15 protein-coding genes are annotated in these 16,321 nt (G+C 43.6%); all 15 read right to left on the bottom strand.

All coding sequences use genetic code 11. The features are described 5' to 3' along the window. Position 1 precedes the first annotated feature (1 nt). The 15 genes from BLP64_RS00075 to BLP64_RS00005 all read right to left on the bottom strand — a co-directional run bounded on the left by BLP64_RS00075 (position 2) and on the right by BLP64_RS00005 (position 16,273). Positions 2-517 (bottom strand): toll/interleukin-1 receptor domain-containing protein, encoded by a 516-nt coding sequence (locus BLP64_RS00075; RefSeq protein WP_092590483.1) that lies wholly within the window; start codon positions 515-517, stop codon positions 2-4. After that, on the bottom strand, positions 514-2,496 hold the full coding sequence (pglX, locus tag BLP64_RS00070) for a BREX-1 system adenine-specific DNA-methyltransferase PglX (RefSeq protein WP_092590481.1): 1,983 nt from the start codon (positions 2,494-2,496) through the stop codon (positions 514-516). The genes BLP64_RS00075 and pglX overlap by 4 nt, the downstream gene beginning before the upstream one ends. A gap of 18 nt (positions 2,497-2,514) precedes the next feature. Next, a complete protein-coding gene (brxC, locus tag BLP64_RS00065) occupies positions 2,515-6,189 on the bottom strand; it encodes a BREX system P-loop protein BrxC (RefSeq protein WP_092590479.1) in 3,675 nt (1,224 codons plus the stop codon). Positions 6,190-6,275: 86 nt separating this feature from the next. Then, positions 6,276-6,905, bottom strand: a complete 630-nt coding sequence (locus tag BLP64_RS00060) for a DUF1788 domain-containing protein (protein WP_233340062.1) — start codon at positions 6,903-6,905, stop codon at positions 6,276-6,278. Beyond that, positions 6,854-7,447 carry a DUF1819 family protein gene (locus tag BLP64_RS00055; protein WP_092590475.1) on the bottom strand — a complete coding sequence of 198 codons (594 nt, stop codon included), beginning with the start codon at positions 7,445-7,447 and terminating at the stop codon, positions 6,854-6,856. The genes BLP64_RS00060 and BLP64_RS00055 overlap by 52 nt, the downstream gene beginning before the upstream one ends. Further along, positions 7,444-8,340, bottom strand: coding sequence for a WYL domain-containing protein (locus BLP64_RS00050; RefSeq protein WP_092590473.1), 897 nt, complete (start codon positions 8,338-8,340; stop codon positions 7,444-7,446). Before BLP64_RS00050 ends, BLP64_RS00055 begins: the two co-directional genes overlap by 4 nt. 195 nt (positions 8,341-8,535) lie before the next feature. Further along, complete coding sequence (locus BLP64_RS00045; RefSeq protein WP_092590471.1) at positions 8,536-8,922, bottom strand: hypothetical protein; 387 nt, start codon at positions 8,920-8,922, stop codon at positions 8,536-8,538. 206 nt (positions 8,923-9,128) lie between these two features. Further along, positions 9,129-10,250 (bottom strand): ISAs1 family transposase, encoded by a 1,122-nt coding sequence (locus BLP64_RS00040; protein ID WP_092590469.1) that lies wholly within the window; start codon positions 10,248-10,250, stop codon positions 9,129-9,131. Positions 10,251-10,500: 250 nt separating this feature from the next. Then, positions 10,501-11,283, bottom strand: a complete 783-nt coding sequence (locus BLP64_RS00035) for a nuclease-related domain-containing protein (RefSeq protein ID WP_092590467.1) — start codon at positions 11,281-11,283, stop codon at positions 10,501-10,503. 89 nt (positions 11,284-11,372) lie between these two features. Next, positions 11,373-11,837, bottom strand: coding sequence for a DUF2846 domain-containing protein (locus BLP64_RS00030; RefSeq protein ID WP_055439928.1), 465 nt, complete (start codon positions 11,835-11,837; stop codon positions 11,373-11,375). 101 nt (positions 11,838-11,938) lie between these two features. Further along, positions 11,939-13,702, bottom strand: a complete 1,764-nt coding sequence (locus tag BLP64_RS00025) for a hypothetical protein (RefSeq protein WP_092590465.1) — start codon at positions 13,700-13,702, stop codon at positions 11,939-11,941. 93 nt (positions 13,703-13,795) lie between these two features. Continuing rightward, on the bottom strand, positions 13,796-14,251 hold the full coding sequence (locus tag BLP64_RS00020; RefSeq protein WP_092590463.1) for a hypothetical protein: 456 nt from the start codon (positions 14,249-14,251) through the stop codon (positions 13,796-13,798). A gap of 94 nt (positions 14,252-14,345) precedes the next feature. After that, a complete protein-coding gene (locus BLP64_RS00015; RefSeq protein WP_092590461.1) occupies positions 14,346-14,756 on the bottom strand; it encodes a hypothetical protein in 411 nt (136 codons plus the stop codon). A 90-nt stretch (positions 14,757-14,846) separates the two neighbouring features. Next, entirely contained in the window at positions 14,847-15,683 is an 837-nt protein-coding gene (locus BLP64_RS00010) for a macro domain-containing protein (RefSeq protein ID WP_092590459.1), read from the bottom strand. A gap of 26 nt (positions 15,684-15,709) precedes the next feature. Further along, on the bottom strand, positions 15,710-16,273 hold the full coding sequence (locus BLP64_RS00005) for a TIR domain-containing protein (protein ID WP_092590456.1): 564 nt from the start codon (positions 16,271-16,273) through the stop codon (positions 15,710-15,712). Positions 16,274-16,321 lie beyond the last annotated feature (48 nt).

Raw genomic sequence — 16,321 nt, 5'->3', positions numbered from 1 at the left:
TTTAATCCTTGTTCTTTTTCGTTGCCGAGCTTTTGCTGTCACCTAACTGCTCAACCAGCTTATCATGCACAGCCTCGTACAAGCGCATGACAAACTCTTGGCGACGCTTGGATTTGAGCTCACTGAATGCACGGGGCTGTTCCAGTCCTTTTGCATCGAGGCGGAATATTTGCTTAGCCTGCAGCCCTTTCAAATCATGTCGTTTAAAGTCGATAGGTGCCAATGCGATAGGAAACAGCATTGGCTTCTTCACCAATACTGGCAGTTCTTTTTCGGTGATGTACTGAGATTGCAAAAACGCTGGCGATAAAAGCAATAAACCAACATCGCACTGTGCCATAGCAGTGTGAATACTCTCATCCCAATCAGCGCCTATGGCTATTTGATTGTCTTGCCAAAATTCAAATTCAAAGCGCGCATCCGCCCCAGCATAATCATTCAGCATGGCCATAAACTGCTCCTTGGCAGTTTTGTTACGTTTGGCGTAAGAAACGAATACTTTTATTTTCTTTTTCATGCTGTGCCTTTAATGGCGTTGAGGAACATCTCTCGCTTCTCAGCTTCCGAGCGCCCATCAATTAAGCGCAAGAACGCCCCCTGGTAGCCAGGGAAATGACGGTTTTCTATTACGAAAGCTGTTGTTGATACAACTTCTCCACCAATGCTATCGAATGCTCGAGCACCAAGATGAGCCATAGAAAGGATTGTTGTTGAACTTAGTAGCCAGCCACGCAGCTTTTCGTAACTCGAGAGGAACATCCATGACTGCATATTGATTTGTGCGTTGTAGCCACGGTCATTAAGTAACTTGAACGCGCGCTCCATAAATATCGCAAACAAATCCGACTTACTGTTCGGGTATTCTTTTTTAGCAAAGTCTTTCAACGCGGCATTCATTCCTTTGCTGCCCATATACGGTGGGTTAGCGATCACAGCATCGTAGCGTAGTGCCAGAATCCAAGCTTGCTTGATATATGGCAACAGCGTGCTCGCAGCACTGCGTTGCATGGCATCGCCGTCAGTGCTTAAACGTGTAAGCTCTGTTAGTAAATCTGCTAGGTCTTTCGTTTGCTCACTTGGTACTTCAATCAATGAGCCAAAGGTTTTAGCATCGTGGAAACGCGCAAGTGTTTCTTTAAGTAACTTATAACGCGAGTCAGCGTTAGCACTGCTTAGCGACTGCTGGTCATCCTCAAACAAACCTTGTGAGGTACCCTTGTGCCAATCGCCGCTCAAATTGAGTGATTGCCATAATTTATCAACGTTTAAGTGTTTGGTTTCTTGCAGCGCTGCAATGTTCAATTGAACATCACCAGTTGCAACGCGACTAAATAACCGACGATCATCTTCTCGGGCTAGCATCATTAGGGTAAACCCAGCCAACTGCCCTGCTCGGTCGTCTATGTCTAGTCCGTATAAATTATGTTTGAGAATAAGCTGCGGAATATCACGGGTACGATAGCCTCGTTCTTCATAAATTGCTTTAAGCACCTTGTAGGCTTCAACCAAGATATGGCCTGAACCACACGCAGGGTCGAGTACTTTTATACTTTCCGGCTCAATGCTTGCTGGTGTTATTTCTTTCAACTGAGCCATCACTTCTTCAGGTTGTTCACCTGGCTCAATGTAATACTGCATCTGTTGTTTAAGTGGTGAGTCTGGATAAGTTAATAACCAATGACGCCCCAGCGAGTTCTGTACCAAGTACTGAACGATCCAGTTCGGAGTAAATAACTGAGTGGCAGCCGGAATATCTTCGCTTTTAACCACTTTACCAATCACTTGGTCTTTCTTTTCAGAAATATAAAATTGATATAACCAGCCAATAATCTCGACGTCTTGCCAGTCTTCTTCTGGAATGTCGTCGACTAAGCCTCGAATCACTGAATCGGTGCGAGTCAGGTTATCTGGTAATAACAGCTCAGTTTCATCGTCGATCTTTTCAAATAAGAACGGCATGGCCTCATGCAACTGATGGCACTGCCCAAGAATTAGTTTGCGGTACAAAGCTTCGTCTTGGTCGCCTTCTAACTTTAATTCTTCGATTTGTTGTCTATCGAGACCTAAGCTAGCGGCTGCATCAATGGCATGGTCAAGAATTTCATAGCCTTGCTCTTTGTTTGGGTGCGATAACACGCGCAAGCCATGCTCAAGGTAGCCTTCTTTGAGTTCCATAAAACGAATGGCCGAGAAACGGTTAAACCATGTATAAGCTACGTTCTCTAATAAGGTATCAAATCCGATATTCAACGCGCGTTTTGCGAGGCGTTCTCTTTGTGGTGCCAGCTTTGCATCTAGCGTGGTACTTCCAATTGTTAGCACAGAGCCTTGTTGCACGGCTTCAGTTACCTTGGCTTTGGGTGCATCTTCCGCTTTTGTCCCCTTAGCAGGTTTCTCGGGCGCAAAAATACCTAATAAATTCAAGCGTTGCTCAACTGCCTTTTTAAATTGGTTGCGAGCTTTTGGTGCATAGCTTTTTACGTGCTTGGTATTCATGTCTTAAAATCCCTCTTATTATTTCAAGCGCACGCGGTTGCCGCTGCGAATTTCGTTAAGCAACTTGGTTTCTAAAGCCTCTAGATATTCCTTTACGTCATCTTCTGACTCTAAAAATTGTGCCGTTGGCACTTCCTTACCTGGCTCTACGGTAACAATTTTCTTGATGACTGGGCGCGGCTTCGCTGGCTCAGGTTGTACAACTGGGCTTTCCTCTTGTATACCAGAAGCTCTATTTGATTGATCTTGTTGATCTTGTTGAGCTTGATTGACTTGCTGATTAGCTTTCTCAAGCAGCGCTGCTCGACTATCAATCAAATCATTAATGCTGTCATAAGCGTTTTCTTCTTGGTCTGGCAACTCAGCCATAGCGGCAATTAAGCTTGGAATAGAATGACTTGCTTGCATGCGCTGCTTGGTTAGTTGCAATGGCCGCAGGGCTTTATTTTTGAATTCTGCATCAGCATCAGCGTTATCTAAAACCTTCTGCACTCTATCAATGCATGCATCCACAGTAATCAATGCTTTTTCGCGTTGCTCTTGTACAAGTTTATCGTTCACAGCTCGTACTTGTTCAATAAGCGGTTGAACTTGGTTCAATTGGCTGTATGGTTGGCTGTTGTCATAAATTGATTGCAGTTTTTCAAGCGCTTGAGCCGCTTGGTCGTCGCGACGTAACATAGTGTCGTTGACCTGAAACTCATGCCCGAGTGCTTTTGCAAGGCTTTGCCATGTATGGAACTGCGCGTTATAAAAATCATCGAGATCTTCAAAATCTTCAACCAGATCCAGTAAATCATTTTGTTGCTCAACAAAGCTTTCAACCACGGCATATGGGTTGTCGTTCGAAAGCACTTCGTTTACAACAGTGAGTGAGCTTTCGATAAGGTCTTTGCCCGGAAACTTGCCGGTTTCTGATTTCGATTTGAATTTGTTTAAATCAGTCTGATATTTGGTTAAGTTGTCTCGAATAAAGGTCGCAAGTTCTTTTTCTTGCGTACCAGTAAAGCTGCGATTAAACACTTGCTTAGCAAGTGCCGTGGCCTTGCGTAATTGAGCTTCGTTGTGCTGGCGTACTTTAACTACTTGAACTTCTGCGCGCTGTCGCACACTGGTCATGGGGTCAAAGGCATCACGCAATCTTAGATTTTCACCGCGACGCATCAAAGTTATACGCCCAGCTAACCCCAAACGCGCAATAATTAACAACACTTCAATTGTTGGCCAACCGTAAGGCCGACGGGTGTATCGGTTTTCAATGTCAGTTAAAAATATTTTCTCGTTGCGATCATTCTTGATTGTTAAAAACTGCTCAATATCTTTAATCGCTTCTGGGTTTATGCCCTCATCATCAAGGTCTAGTGACTCTTGCGCCGTATCATCAGAAGTTAATACCGCTCTTAACTCGTGCGATACATCGCCTGGTGTTGGTTTGAGCATGCGTAGTTTGCTGAAACTATTCTCAATAACATACTTGTAAGCTTCTTCGACGATACCCTGTGGGCTATTGGCTTTAATTTGTAGCTTTTCACCAATCGCGAATACTTCAGATTCTTTAAACAACTCTTCAATTTCACTAACTAAACGTTTGCCTCGTTGTGAGTTTTCAAGTTGCTTATCACGCAGCAAGTGCTCTTGCTCAGGTCGTTGTCCACCGGTCAAGCTAATAAAACGCGACGTTTGAATAAACATGCGCAGTTCATCGTAAATCCGATCATGCGCGGGCAATTTCACCAAAATTGCGCCCTCGTTGTTACTCGCGGTTCGGCACGCTTGATCATGACTATATTGGTCATAGCTTAAATCGAGCGGCGAAATGACTTTGAGTATTAAGTCAGCCTGCAAACTACCATCTCGCGGATGGCCATTGCAGTAACGAGCAATCGGAAAATCTTGTTTGTTTTCTGGATAACGATATTTATTTTGACGTCTTAATACTTCGTCAAAAATGATCTCAGACAGCTTGTTAGTAACTTCCGCACCTTCAATATCCGTATGACGAATTTCGTTCTCTATTTCCTTTTCTTCATTGGTTAAGAACACAAATTCGTCACCGTTTCGCGCAATCAGCACCTGCCGCTCTAAACGGTTTAAGCTTTCTTCGATGGTTTTACGCAGGGTGATTTTATCTGCGTCAATTTGATCAATACAAAGCGTTACGAGGTTATCGAGTGTGCTTTTCACCACATCAACATAGCGAATTAAGAACAGTACCTTAAGCACTTTACCGTCGAATTCCGTCAACGCACTGTTGTTTACTGCTTGTTCAATCGTGCGTTTCACTGCTGGCTCTAAGAAACTCTCAATCGGTGAGTAAAAACTGTAAAAAGGTACTAAAACATCTAAGTTTTTGTCTTTGATTTGTTTTGCAGCGTGCTGGAAAGCATCAAGCAACGAACGCTCCCCCATAGCTAGATGCTTACCTGTTGCGCCTTTGGTTCGAATCGCTTCAAATACTTTTTGCACCAGCTCGTAGTGATATGGCACAAAGGGGTAGTTAATGACGAAGCTTTCGGCATCTTCGTAGCGTTTAAGTGTCGCCGTGGTGGTGTCATCAAAGGTTAGTTGGTTGCGAAGTATGTCGCCCTTTTGTGCGAATACTTTTTCAAGTTCAGCGCGTGCTTCAGGTGTTTTTTCTAACAGACGCTTTTGGATAACTTCCGAAGTGTTCGTGCTCGAAAGCTGTATGCGCGTGGCGAAGCGGCCTTGAATTTTTGAGAAATCTTGTCCTTGTATTTTATCGAGGTGACCAATGGCTTTATCGATATCGGCTTGAGCGGTTACAACTAACCAAGCGCGGCCACCACAATAGGTGCCAAGATCTTCTGCGATGGTTTGAAGCTTCAACATCATCTTGGAGTTTTTACCAATGAACTGCCCTACTTCATCCACCATGAACAATACATTGCGATTGTTGTTGGCTTCACTGTACTCGTTGATCCAACGACAGAAATTGCGAATGTCTAGCGGGAAGTTTTTCTCAAGTCCATCCACCCATTTGAGCGTTGCTTCAAGGGTTTGTTCACTGGCAAATGCGAGTGCTTCTGCCATATCGTCACGATAAAAGTCAAAGGCATCGCGTTCTTGCTCCCAGGTTGAGCCGGAAAGCTCGTTAAACTTAGTTTTGAATTTGTCGTACTGGCCACGTTTGTCTAATTCACGCTCTAAATGCGCAATAAATGGGTATTCAGCGCAGTAACCAACTCGCTCGTTAAATACACGCAGGAATACTTTTAAAATAGCGTCCTCGCGGTCTTCGGTATTGGCGCGCGAGTCGATGTTAAACAAAATAACATCGGTGTCTTGTGCTACTGAGCGTTGAATGTTGCCAAGTAACAATGCATCTTGGATTTTTTCACGGAAAAAATCGATGGCTTCGCGCTTAGCACCATCTTTTGAGACTTTTTTGTTTTCAAGCAGATAACCTAGAATTTTCAGTAAATGCGATTTACCTGAGCCAAAGAAACCAGATATCCAAACGGCAACTTTGCCACCGCGGGCACCTTCGTTTGGTTTACCACCAGCTTCTGGCGTGTAAGCATCGAAAAAATCCGTGATATGACGGTTGAGCTCTTGGGTTACAACATACTCATCCAATTCAACGAACACGCTTTCTTCGTCTTTTTGTTCGGCTTTAACGACGCCGTTAATGTTGCGTGTAAGTTTCTTGGTAAAAATCTGCTCGATATTCATTGCTTGCTTCCTGCTCTCGTGAATTCTTTATTTATTATTCGTTAAGCGTGCGGCTTGTTTACCTGTGACTTATTTATGTGACTTACTTACGGCACAAGCTTGAACGCACGGTAATAATTACGCGACTCAACTTCGCCAAATGGCTGCAAGTTCAATCCGCTGTAGGTTCCTGGGTAAAATAATATCAAGGGTGTATGCCCCATCACGTCTTGTAAGGCACTCAGTAGCTCATGTCCGCGAATAAGCGGCCATGCATTGCCAAGTCCAGATAAAATAACGAAATCAAGTTCGGCAAAGTTATATTTATCAGCCAAATAACGGGCAATTTTGTCTTGTTGCAGCGGCCCCGACAGATTTTTCTTTAAAGCTTCTAAGCCAACCTGTTTTTCGCGTGCGCAAGCCCTTTCAAATAAGCCCCGCTCATCCAGAAGCGCCACGATCTCTTGAAAGATATTTAAGTGCTCAAATTTATAACGCTTCTGCAGACGTTTGGTAATATGTTGCAGTTCTTCGCGAACAATTAGCTCATGCTCTGCCGGATAATCAAAGATCCAGAAACCAATTTCGTTACCTAGGCCGTCGCTACTTAAAAACCGCGGACTCTCAATTTGTTCAAGTACTTGATTCAATCGTTCTTTTAATACTTTTACGGATGCAGACATGACTAAATCTCCATCACTTGAGCTATTTTGTCGAAACCATTTTGTACTAACCACGCATGTACGTCGGGTTCGAGATAGACTGCCTGCAACCGCTTTTGCCGCGCACTATTAAGATAACCAGCGTCGGATAACGCCTTGATCATGTTGTTACCCATTTTCTTTATGCTTGATTCGCTGAACTTAGCAAGTTCTGGAATAGATCTTATCCGCTCATCAACAAAGTCACTCCACGCATAGTCAGACAATCGCTCATCAAACATACGCCGCGCATCCGACAGTTTGTGTCGCATGAAGTCGATGGCTATCGGTGACTGTCGCAAGAAGGCGGCCATGAGCAGTTGCTTAGCGCAGGTTTCATTAGCTCGAACAAGAAACTCAAGAAAACTTTCGCCCATAGGCTCAATACGCAACCGAATAGTACGTGCATAGCGTATTGCCGTTTTCGCGGAGTTTTTTTGCATAACATTGTCGTCTTCCACCACACGCTTAAACTCTGCTTCGCTTGGTTTTTCTAGAAGCAATTCAGCTATGGTGCGACTCTCGGCAACAAATAAACTGCCACCAATGATATCTCCGATATATTCTTTTACGTTCATGAGGTACTTCTTTGTTGGTTTACTGCTTGTTCGGTCGGTAGTGCTAGGCTAAGCGCCTGAGCTAATCTATTGTTGTGGCGCAATTCCTCAGTATTTTTAAGCCACAAATGGTGTAAATCAGGAGAGTTCGAATGCTCCGCAGTCACATCCACATTCCAAAACCGCAGTAAATACTTTGCTTCAGCAACTCTTAATGTCAGCTCAAGCTGTTGATTCTGCATCTGGTAATCCAGCTCAATGGCTTTGGGAAATTTGTGGTTTGGGTGTGGCACTAATTGCAGCGTTACTTGGCTTTGCCATTCTAAATCTTGCGTTTGAAGCTCGTTTTCTTTCGGGTTCTGTTTCGCTTCGCTTGTTTTTATTATGCGGGTGCACACGAAATCTCGGAATTCTTGTGATTTGCGATCAAACGCCCGCACATGCCAACGGTGCCCAGTATTCAAAAATGCATGCGGGACAATTTCTCGCTCGCTCACCCCGGAGCTGAGTGAAGCGTATTTCATTTTTAATGCGCTTGAGGAGCACATAGCTCGAGTAATAGCCGCAATGATTTCTGGCTGCGCGTTGATTAAACTCACTGAACTGACAACTTGGTCGCTATTAAGGGAGTTACCAAAGTTGTTATTCTCTGCAAATTCAGCCAGTGCTTTATCACTGCTGTGAGCAAACAACGGCTTAAATTTTTGAGTTCGGTGATAGCGCTTCGTTTCGTGCTTTAATATCAGATTGTCAGGCGCTATTTCTTTGTAGGTTGCAAAATCACGGGAGCTTGACGCCAAGCCCATTTGGAAGCGTTGAATGAGATCACTACGTGCAATATCTCCATAATATTGCAGGCAAAAATCTATGTAACATAGCCGCTCTCGTTGCCCGTGACTCAACTCGTTAAGCACCCCGATTCCCTTCTATTTATAGTTGTTGTGTTTATGTTCTTACTCTATGTCGTACTCTAATGCTTACAATGGGGTTATGCAATCATTTTGATAATATCAAGGATGTGCCGGGAGCGGGTTTTAATCAATGGATTAGGAGCTTATGTGCGGCAAGCATCGAAATTCTTATCAGTGCTAGCTAGATAGCTTGATTAATTATGACGGATAACGCTTGAAACGATAGACTCTTTTGGTTACTCGGCTCCCTTTTCCGCTAACTCCGAATAAAACGCTCGAGCCATCCGTTTCTAAGCCAGCATTGCCCTGGGCTTCTCCCTCATAATACTCTTCAATTTCGACTTCATCAGCTTCTTCAATACGACGTGCGATTGCCACTTCTTGAGCTACTTTTGCTTGCATTTCTGCCATTGACAACTCAACTCGCTGCCGGTTTGCCTCATCATTTAAAGTTACAATATTGTTTGAATCAGAAGCGACTTCCAACTGACGAGACGCTCGCGTCATCGCAACAATTGCAGGCCCCAGAATGGGAGTAGTCTCCATTAAAACATCCAGTCCAGCCTGCCATACCTTCTTTTCCATATGATGTTATCCCTTATATTTTTATTGTTTTCGCGGCATCTTAACTTGCACCGGAGTCATTATTCAGTAAAAATAATCAAGTAAGGATTAAGAACGTTTCGATTAATAGCCCGTCAAACTATTAGTCATCGAATAGGCGCTCTAAATGGGCGCCTATTCAAATCCCCCCACCCAATATGCAACCAGGGCAACCGCATGAGTGTTCATTAATTAACCACGCTGCTAAATCCCGCTATTAATACAGCTTCCAAGTAACTCGCTTTCATCCACGCACGTTTCTGCTTGGCTGGAATGCTGCCTTTTGACGACTCAGCGCGCAACATGTTTAACGCCAAGTGACGCAACATCGACCAGTTTTCCGCGCCGTGATTCTGATGGATTTGGCAATCGTCTTCACCCATGCTGACGTCCAACACCCAATGTAGGCTGTTCTCTACAGCCCAGTGGGAACGTACGGCTTCGGCGAGTTGCTTCTCACTCAGAGCCGCTGAGCTGATATGATATCGGTACGTCAGTTCTGGCGCTTTCCCTTGTTGTTGGCGAAAACTCATACTCATGCCGAGCGTTTTAAGTTGTGGCCATTGCGGGAACGCTTTGCTCACTTCATCTGCATTCAACACATAGTATGTGCGGGCATCTATGCGACCATGTTTTTGTTCGAAGCTCAAGCCGCCAAGTGGGGCTTTGCGCGTCTCAGTAAACGCATCTTCCACCACTTTGCAGAGCTTCCCTTGGTTGCTTTTGAGCGTGAACAGGTAATCACCACCTTGCTCGACTATTTGCTCTGCAATGCTGGTCTGACAGCCCATGGCGTCAATCGATATCAACGTATTCTGGATATCAAGTAACTGAATAAGCTCTGGTATCGCCGTGATTTCATTTGATTTCTCAGCGGTTTTGACCTGACCAAGCACCACCTTATTAGCGCACGCAAACGCATTAACCATATGTATCGTTGATTGTCGGTTACCGCGCTGGTACGAACTACGCAACGTTTTACCGTCAATCGCAATCAGTTGCCCTTCAGTGCGTTCGTGAACGGCCTGCATCCAGTTGATAAAGCAGGCTCTGAACTGCTCTGGGTCGATACGCGAGATAACCCGAGCAATGGTGTCGTCAACTGGCACGCCATGGTGCAGGTAACCATGTTGCTGAAACCATTCAATGTGGCCGTCGGCGTAGTCACGGATCTCGCTCCAGCCCTCGGCACCGGCGACAACACCACACAAGGTAATAAACAGGATATCCTCAAGTGGATAGGTTACTTTAGCTGATTGACGAGTGTCAGATAATTCGCCAAAGTGTGTGGTGAAGGCTTCGATGTACATGGCTTTACTCTCCTAAAAGAGAGTATAAGATCACGACTAAATTAGATCGTCAAACGGATCGTTTAGTTTTCGCCCAACTGGTCAAAAAACGTTCGTGATCTCACCCTGGGTCGATAATGGCCTTCTGATCTACATTAAGTTTTGACATTGGTATCCCTGATTTTTAAGAGCATAACGCTTCACATCACCTGCAACCAAAAGCAGAGCGAGGAACGAGCGGCGCTTTTGGTTGTCCGAGTGTATGTGATTGTTATGTGACATTCATGATTCCTCTGCATTGAGGAAACATTGTACAACCCCAGAATTTCTTACCGATATTTTGACCTTTCTTGGTTTCTCGCAGAACCATTTCACTACCGCATTTTGGGCAACTCGGGACATTTCTATTTTCTTTTTCGGACACGATATTCTTTACGTGTCTAACATGCTCGCGATTTGTTCTAAATGATGGAGTAAGCCTTCCCTGTTCTATTTGTTTCACGATTTCTATTACTTGTGATTCGCTTAGAACTGGCGTTTTCTTTGATTTGATATACCTCGCATAGCCTCTGCCATAGGTCACATTTTCAGGCATTTCTGTTTTAAATGTGCTGTCACCTACAAAAACAATCACCGAATGTACTTGCTGCTCATTTAGGCCCAACAATGACTCAAGGGTTTTTACATGCTTATAGTTCTGACGCAATGGATTCTGAAATTTGTTTGAATGTTTATAAATCTTCTGAGTCCATGTTTTCTGGTTGGGGCCCCCAAATATCCAGCCTTTCATATTTTTTGTTTCAACAACGAAAACGCCAAATTCAGAAACGATGATGTGATCTATCTGTGTGCTTCCATCTTCTGTTGGCAGGGTTACGTTCTTGATCAGTTGGTATTTTTCTTTATCCAGTAAAAACTTTGCTGATAAATTGACGATAAACTCGCCAACAACGCCTTTGAACCAAGGTGATTTAAGAACTCCAGCGAGAATCGCAATTGGTATAAGATACCAAAGCGCACTGACTATTTGATTGACGATTGGTGAAAAATCCATTCTACGATCTCGCTTTATTCACATAACGCCGCAAGCAGCGGCGAGCGTTAGCGAGTCCAGCACCGAAGGTGCGATGCTGACTTGCCTTGTTAGTTTTTCTTAGTTTCACGCAGTTCTTGCTTGGCGATTTCTGGATTAACCAATCCAAGCGAGTAGTTACCAGAAATACTGGCTACGCCACCAACATAAGCTGCGTTATCAAGAGCCGCAGTTAAGCGAACAAAATAAGTGTTATTGGCTTGTGCATCGAAAGATATCTGTAACGGACCGGCACGCCAATTGGACATAAAGCCACCCTCTTTAACTGCAATTATTGTATTGCCTGGACTAAGGTCTATTACATGGAAGCCACCATTACCTATCTCAAAACTATCTACGCCATTTATCTGCACTACTGGCGATGCAGCACCATCTAACATAGCCCAAGGCCGATAAAAATACACTTTAGCCTTATTTACCTCTGGTGCTTCAGTTTCAGTAAACTTAGGTCCTGTTGCGCTACAACCAGTAAGTGACACAATAATGCCTAGTGCAAAAATAAACTTCTTAAACATATACTAAGCTCCATCTCTACAAAAACTAACGCCGCCAACACGCACGGCTTTGTAGTGGAGGCGCAGCCGCAGCGAAAAAGGCGTCGCTGTGCTTGGCATTGTTAGATTGCGAACTTGAAGATGGCAGCATCAATATCGGTTACGTACGTCTCGCGACTCATGTTCTTCAACGACTTCTCGAAAGCAGAACAGTTGATTTCAATAAATTTGAAGCCTTGTTCAACAGAGGTTATTGTGCCGTTCTCTGAAGCGAGCGATACCAAGGTCGACATAACCAGATCTAGATAATCATGCACGTTCTCAATAAGGGTCCCTGTATACGGAGGAGTTCTTCCCGAATGTACAATTACGTTTCTCGCTCTATATATCCGTCTCATCTGCCAACCAACTCTTTGCTTATGAGAGGATAACAAATCAAGAATATTCTTGGGATCTGCCAGCACATAGCTTAAATAGAATAACCTTGAGCGCAGCAAGTGGAAGTCCCTAATCGCTATATCCAGAGCCTGACGCCTACCAGCGTACTCATCTAGCACAAGAAACTTTGCGAGCTTCGCTCGAATATTATCTCCAGCTATACCACGCAGGCAGCGATTCAGCTCAATCTTATTCCAGTTAAGCAGGTCTGCGCTAAAGCGATCCAGCAATCTATTTATATAATTCAGTGTGAAGAACGGGGTGCAGGATTCAATAACATTCTCAATTGTTGATCTATCTGCAGACGATGGCGGCACGAGCGATTCAAGCGCTATCCATAAATTTATCATCTGATTCTCTTCCGACTCGCTACTAAGCGCAAGCGAATGCAACTCTGAGCTACGAATAAACTTTGGAAAAGATTGATGATCCATTGAAAACTCTGAGATAAAGCTGTTCAGCCTTTTTGAAGCTTTTTGGGCGCGCAGATCAATACATTTGTGCATGGGGTTGACTGGCTTGCTAACGATCTTACTTTCGTTGTTCTCCACGTTTATGAGCAAACACTCATCTGACCAACTTGGGTGCTCTTTGTGATGGAAGAGAGTTAAGAGTGTTTGAATCACCTCCATCCGTGCGTCGGCCGATTCGCGGGCTGAATGTGGTTCTTTTTCGCTCAGCTTCTTTACGACAACGTATGTCTCATCGCCTCCAATAACGAAATTGTTAGCAGCGATCTGGTCTTGATGCCCTTCGGGATTGTCTGACACTTCAATATTCAGCTTCTCACAAGAGTCGGCAATCGTTCGGAACAGCCCCGAAGCCCTAAAAATTGCCAGATACTCTCGTCGATCAATATTAAAAGCTTCGATGTACTCGCTAACTGCACTGTTTCCGGTAATTTTATTTCTTCCAGTGTAGAAGAAGTCTAGGGTAGTATCGTGCAGCCATTTAGAGCTAAAACCAAAATTCTTGAGTGTTGTTACATATGTTCTGGCTAGAGCTCTGATCGCCTTGATGTCACGCTTCTCGTTGATGGCCGCTATGAGTAACTCCTCATTTCGCCTACGATAGGATGGCATTTCAATCTGCGACCAAAGTAGCTCCAGAACCACACGATGCTCTGCCAGTGGCTTGGTTTTGTTTTGAAGGGTTGCGAGCACTGTCGAAACATCAAGCAACATTAAGGACTGAGCCACTTCATCACTTTTCAAGTTACTCGTTAGCTCTTCAAGAACATGATCTAGATTCGGCCTTTTAATCACCCCACTCTCTATGTCTTCAATTACGTACAAGGCTTCTCTACATAGAAGACTTGTATTTAATGCCGACGGCTTGTATGTATCTAAAGAGTAATCAAACAGCATTTCTTCTAAAAGTTGCGCGAAGTAGATCAGCTCCTTGCTTTGATCGGGAGCGGTCCATTTTTTTAAGTTTCGAAACCTCATTCGTTCTTCGTACTCCCTAGCAATCTAACGCCCACACTAAGGGGCTTTTAATAGTTGGCTATAATGTGAAGCGAAGCGGAACCGAGCCAACTGTTAGAAGTCCCGCTTTAGTTGATTGTTAGCTGTAATTTGCCACCGATTTAGATAATAAAATACAACACCGTGCAAACTGCCAATAAGTCCAGCAACCAAACTTGAAGGTATTGCAATAGTGAAAATGTACTCCAATACTTGCCACCCGTTTGCACCAAGTAGCGGACCGCCAGCAGCAAGCGCCTCAGAGGATATAGACCAACCCCAAAAGATACAGCTAGCTATGAAAGCCCACTTAAATCCGTCTATTGCATACAAAGATACAGTAGCTTTACCCTGGAGCAATATCTGAGCTAGTGCCGATGTACGATAAGATACCAACGCTGATACAGGCACCAAAATAAATAAAATAATAGGTAAAGCCCCCCACCAGTAAGAAGCGAGCGACATCCCTATTACTGACCAAGTTATTAAAGTAAATAGCCCGTTGATTAAACCAATTTTTTTGGGTGACACATTTCTCTCGATTACAGCTAACGCCCCAAGCAGCGGTGAGGAACATTGGCGGGATTTTTGCCCGCGGAGCGGGTGAGAAAAAAGCGCGCCAATGTTACGAATCCGACTGACTTGGCTTGTTAGGTGAACATTTATTAGCTTTTGCCAAGCCCAAATCTATATGTGCCACTATGTAGCCGTACTCCTTTTTAGTCAATTCATCAGATCTGTACATTTGTTTAGCAATGGCATGATTCCATTTGGCTCCACACGGTGGACTGGGAATTGAAGTATCAATCTCTAAGAGATGTACCTCTTTAACCGTGCCACCTTTTTTCACGACACTTTTTGCGCACAGACTAAGTGAGTATTCTACTGCATACTTATCTACCCACGGGAGCCCTGTAAACTCCACATCGCAAGCTAGCTTTCTTTCACCATTTTTATCCAAGTAATAAAGTTGGCCTGTAGTACACCCAACTAAAACAAGTGCAATACCAAATATAAAAGATTTCAATATTTTCAAGGGGTTCCCTGTTCACCTAACGCCCGCATTTGCGGCTGGTTTGGAGCGCAGCGGAAAACCAGTCCGACAACATGCGCTTGTTAGGGGCATTCATACCCCGTTCCTTGCTGATTTAATATCGAGAAGATTTATCTGATTAATCTTGTCTTTATGAATGATGATAGTAAGCCGTGCTGGATATTTGAATCGCATTTCGCTAATCCGGAAAGTCCAAAGCATGATCTTCAAGAGGTCCTCATCACATATGGATTTATGGCCTTTTATTCGAGTAATTCCTGAACCAAATATTGGCGTGGACACATTTTGTTGGGCATATACATTATTGACCTTATCCCAAAAGTTAATTAAGAACTCTAAGTACTCAGGCATAGTGAGCAAGGCTTTGTTATTCTTATCGAACTTGGAGAATGCAGTTAATAGATAGTCGCCATGTATACAAATGGTTCCTATTTGGTAACGATCAACCTTGCCCTGCGCTCTATTTGGGTTGCTTTCAATAAATTCATCGCTTTCAAATGCATAGTTTCTAATGTAGTCATCCAGATCAGAAACTGGGACACCGAGATGGTTATTGATAAATATGCCGTTAAGCGAGTTCTCGGCAATTATTTTATTGTCTACCTGCGTGTCAAAATACTCGTTAAATGCAATCGCTTTCAGACCTTTCTGCTGAAAAATATCACCAACTTTAATTGTTACATCGCTTCCTTCAACTTTGATATCAATCTTGTTTAAGGTATTGGCCCAAATCCAAATTAAAATATAAATTACCACCAACAATCCTACAAAAATCCATCCATATAAAGATTTACAGTCCTTCGGAATATCAACGAATAAGACAATGAGAGACAAGGTTACACTTATATATGAAGTGACCTTGAGAAAGTTTTCAAAAACCCTTTTGTCAAAGAAGCTTACTTTTGTCATCACTTGATTATGTGCCCGTCAGATAATTAAGGGTTATACCGAAAAATGCCTGGATCAACTTTGGTTGCTAGCATAAAGTCCGTGTCATTCAGGGCGCTCTTAATGAGGCTTTGTTTTAATGGCACATGGAGTGTTGGAACTTCACCCATTGAATCTCTGAATATCGGAAGCTTATCCCATAGGTTTTTAACGCTTGTTTTAAGGTTTCCGTTTGTTAGAAGACTCTCTTTGGAGTCATATTCGGGATATATCACAATGACTGGCAGCCCTTGGTCATTAATCCCATAATCAATTTCTTCCCTTAGTGCCCTTGAACTTACTGTATTGGAACTAAGGAAAAGAACGATGTTTTTTGAACTTCTAAGTCGTTCTCTTAGCCTTGGTTTTAACGTTAATTCCCAGTCACTGTTATCGCGGACGTTGTATGTTTTGTCATGCGAGTCATTGAAAGGGAAAGAAGAGTCCTTACCCTTCCAAGCTCGTAGCATGTTGTAATAGCAAAAGTCTTTTGTGGCATGTGCCCCTAGTGCGCTTGCGTTGAAAGGTTCCGCAACATAAAAGGCCGCGTAATTTCCGTTTCTATATGCCATTTTTTTCTCCAAAAGTTATATTGCCGATAGCTAGGCTTGGCCCCTAAC

Source organism: Pseudidiomarina indica (assembly GCF_900104245.1).
Lineage (GTDB): Bacteria > Pseudomonadota > Gammaproteobacteria > Enterobacterales > Alteromonadaceae > Pseudidiomarina > Pseudidiomarina indica.
Note: the sequence above shows the minus strand (reverse complement) of the source record. Positions and strands in the feature narration are given on the sequence as shown.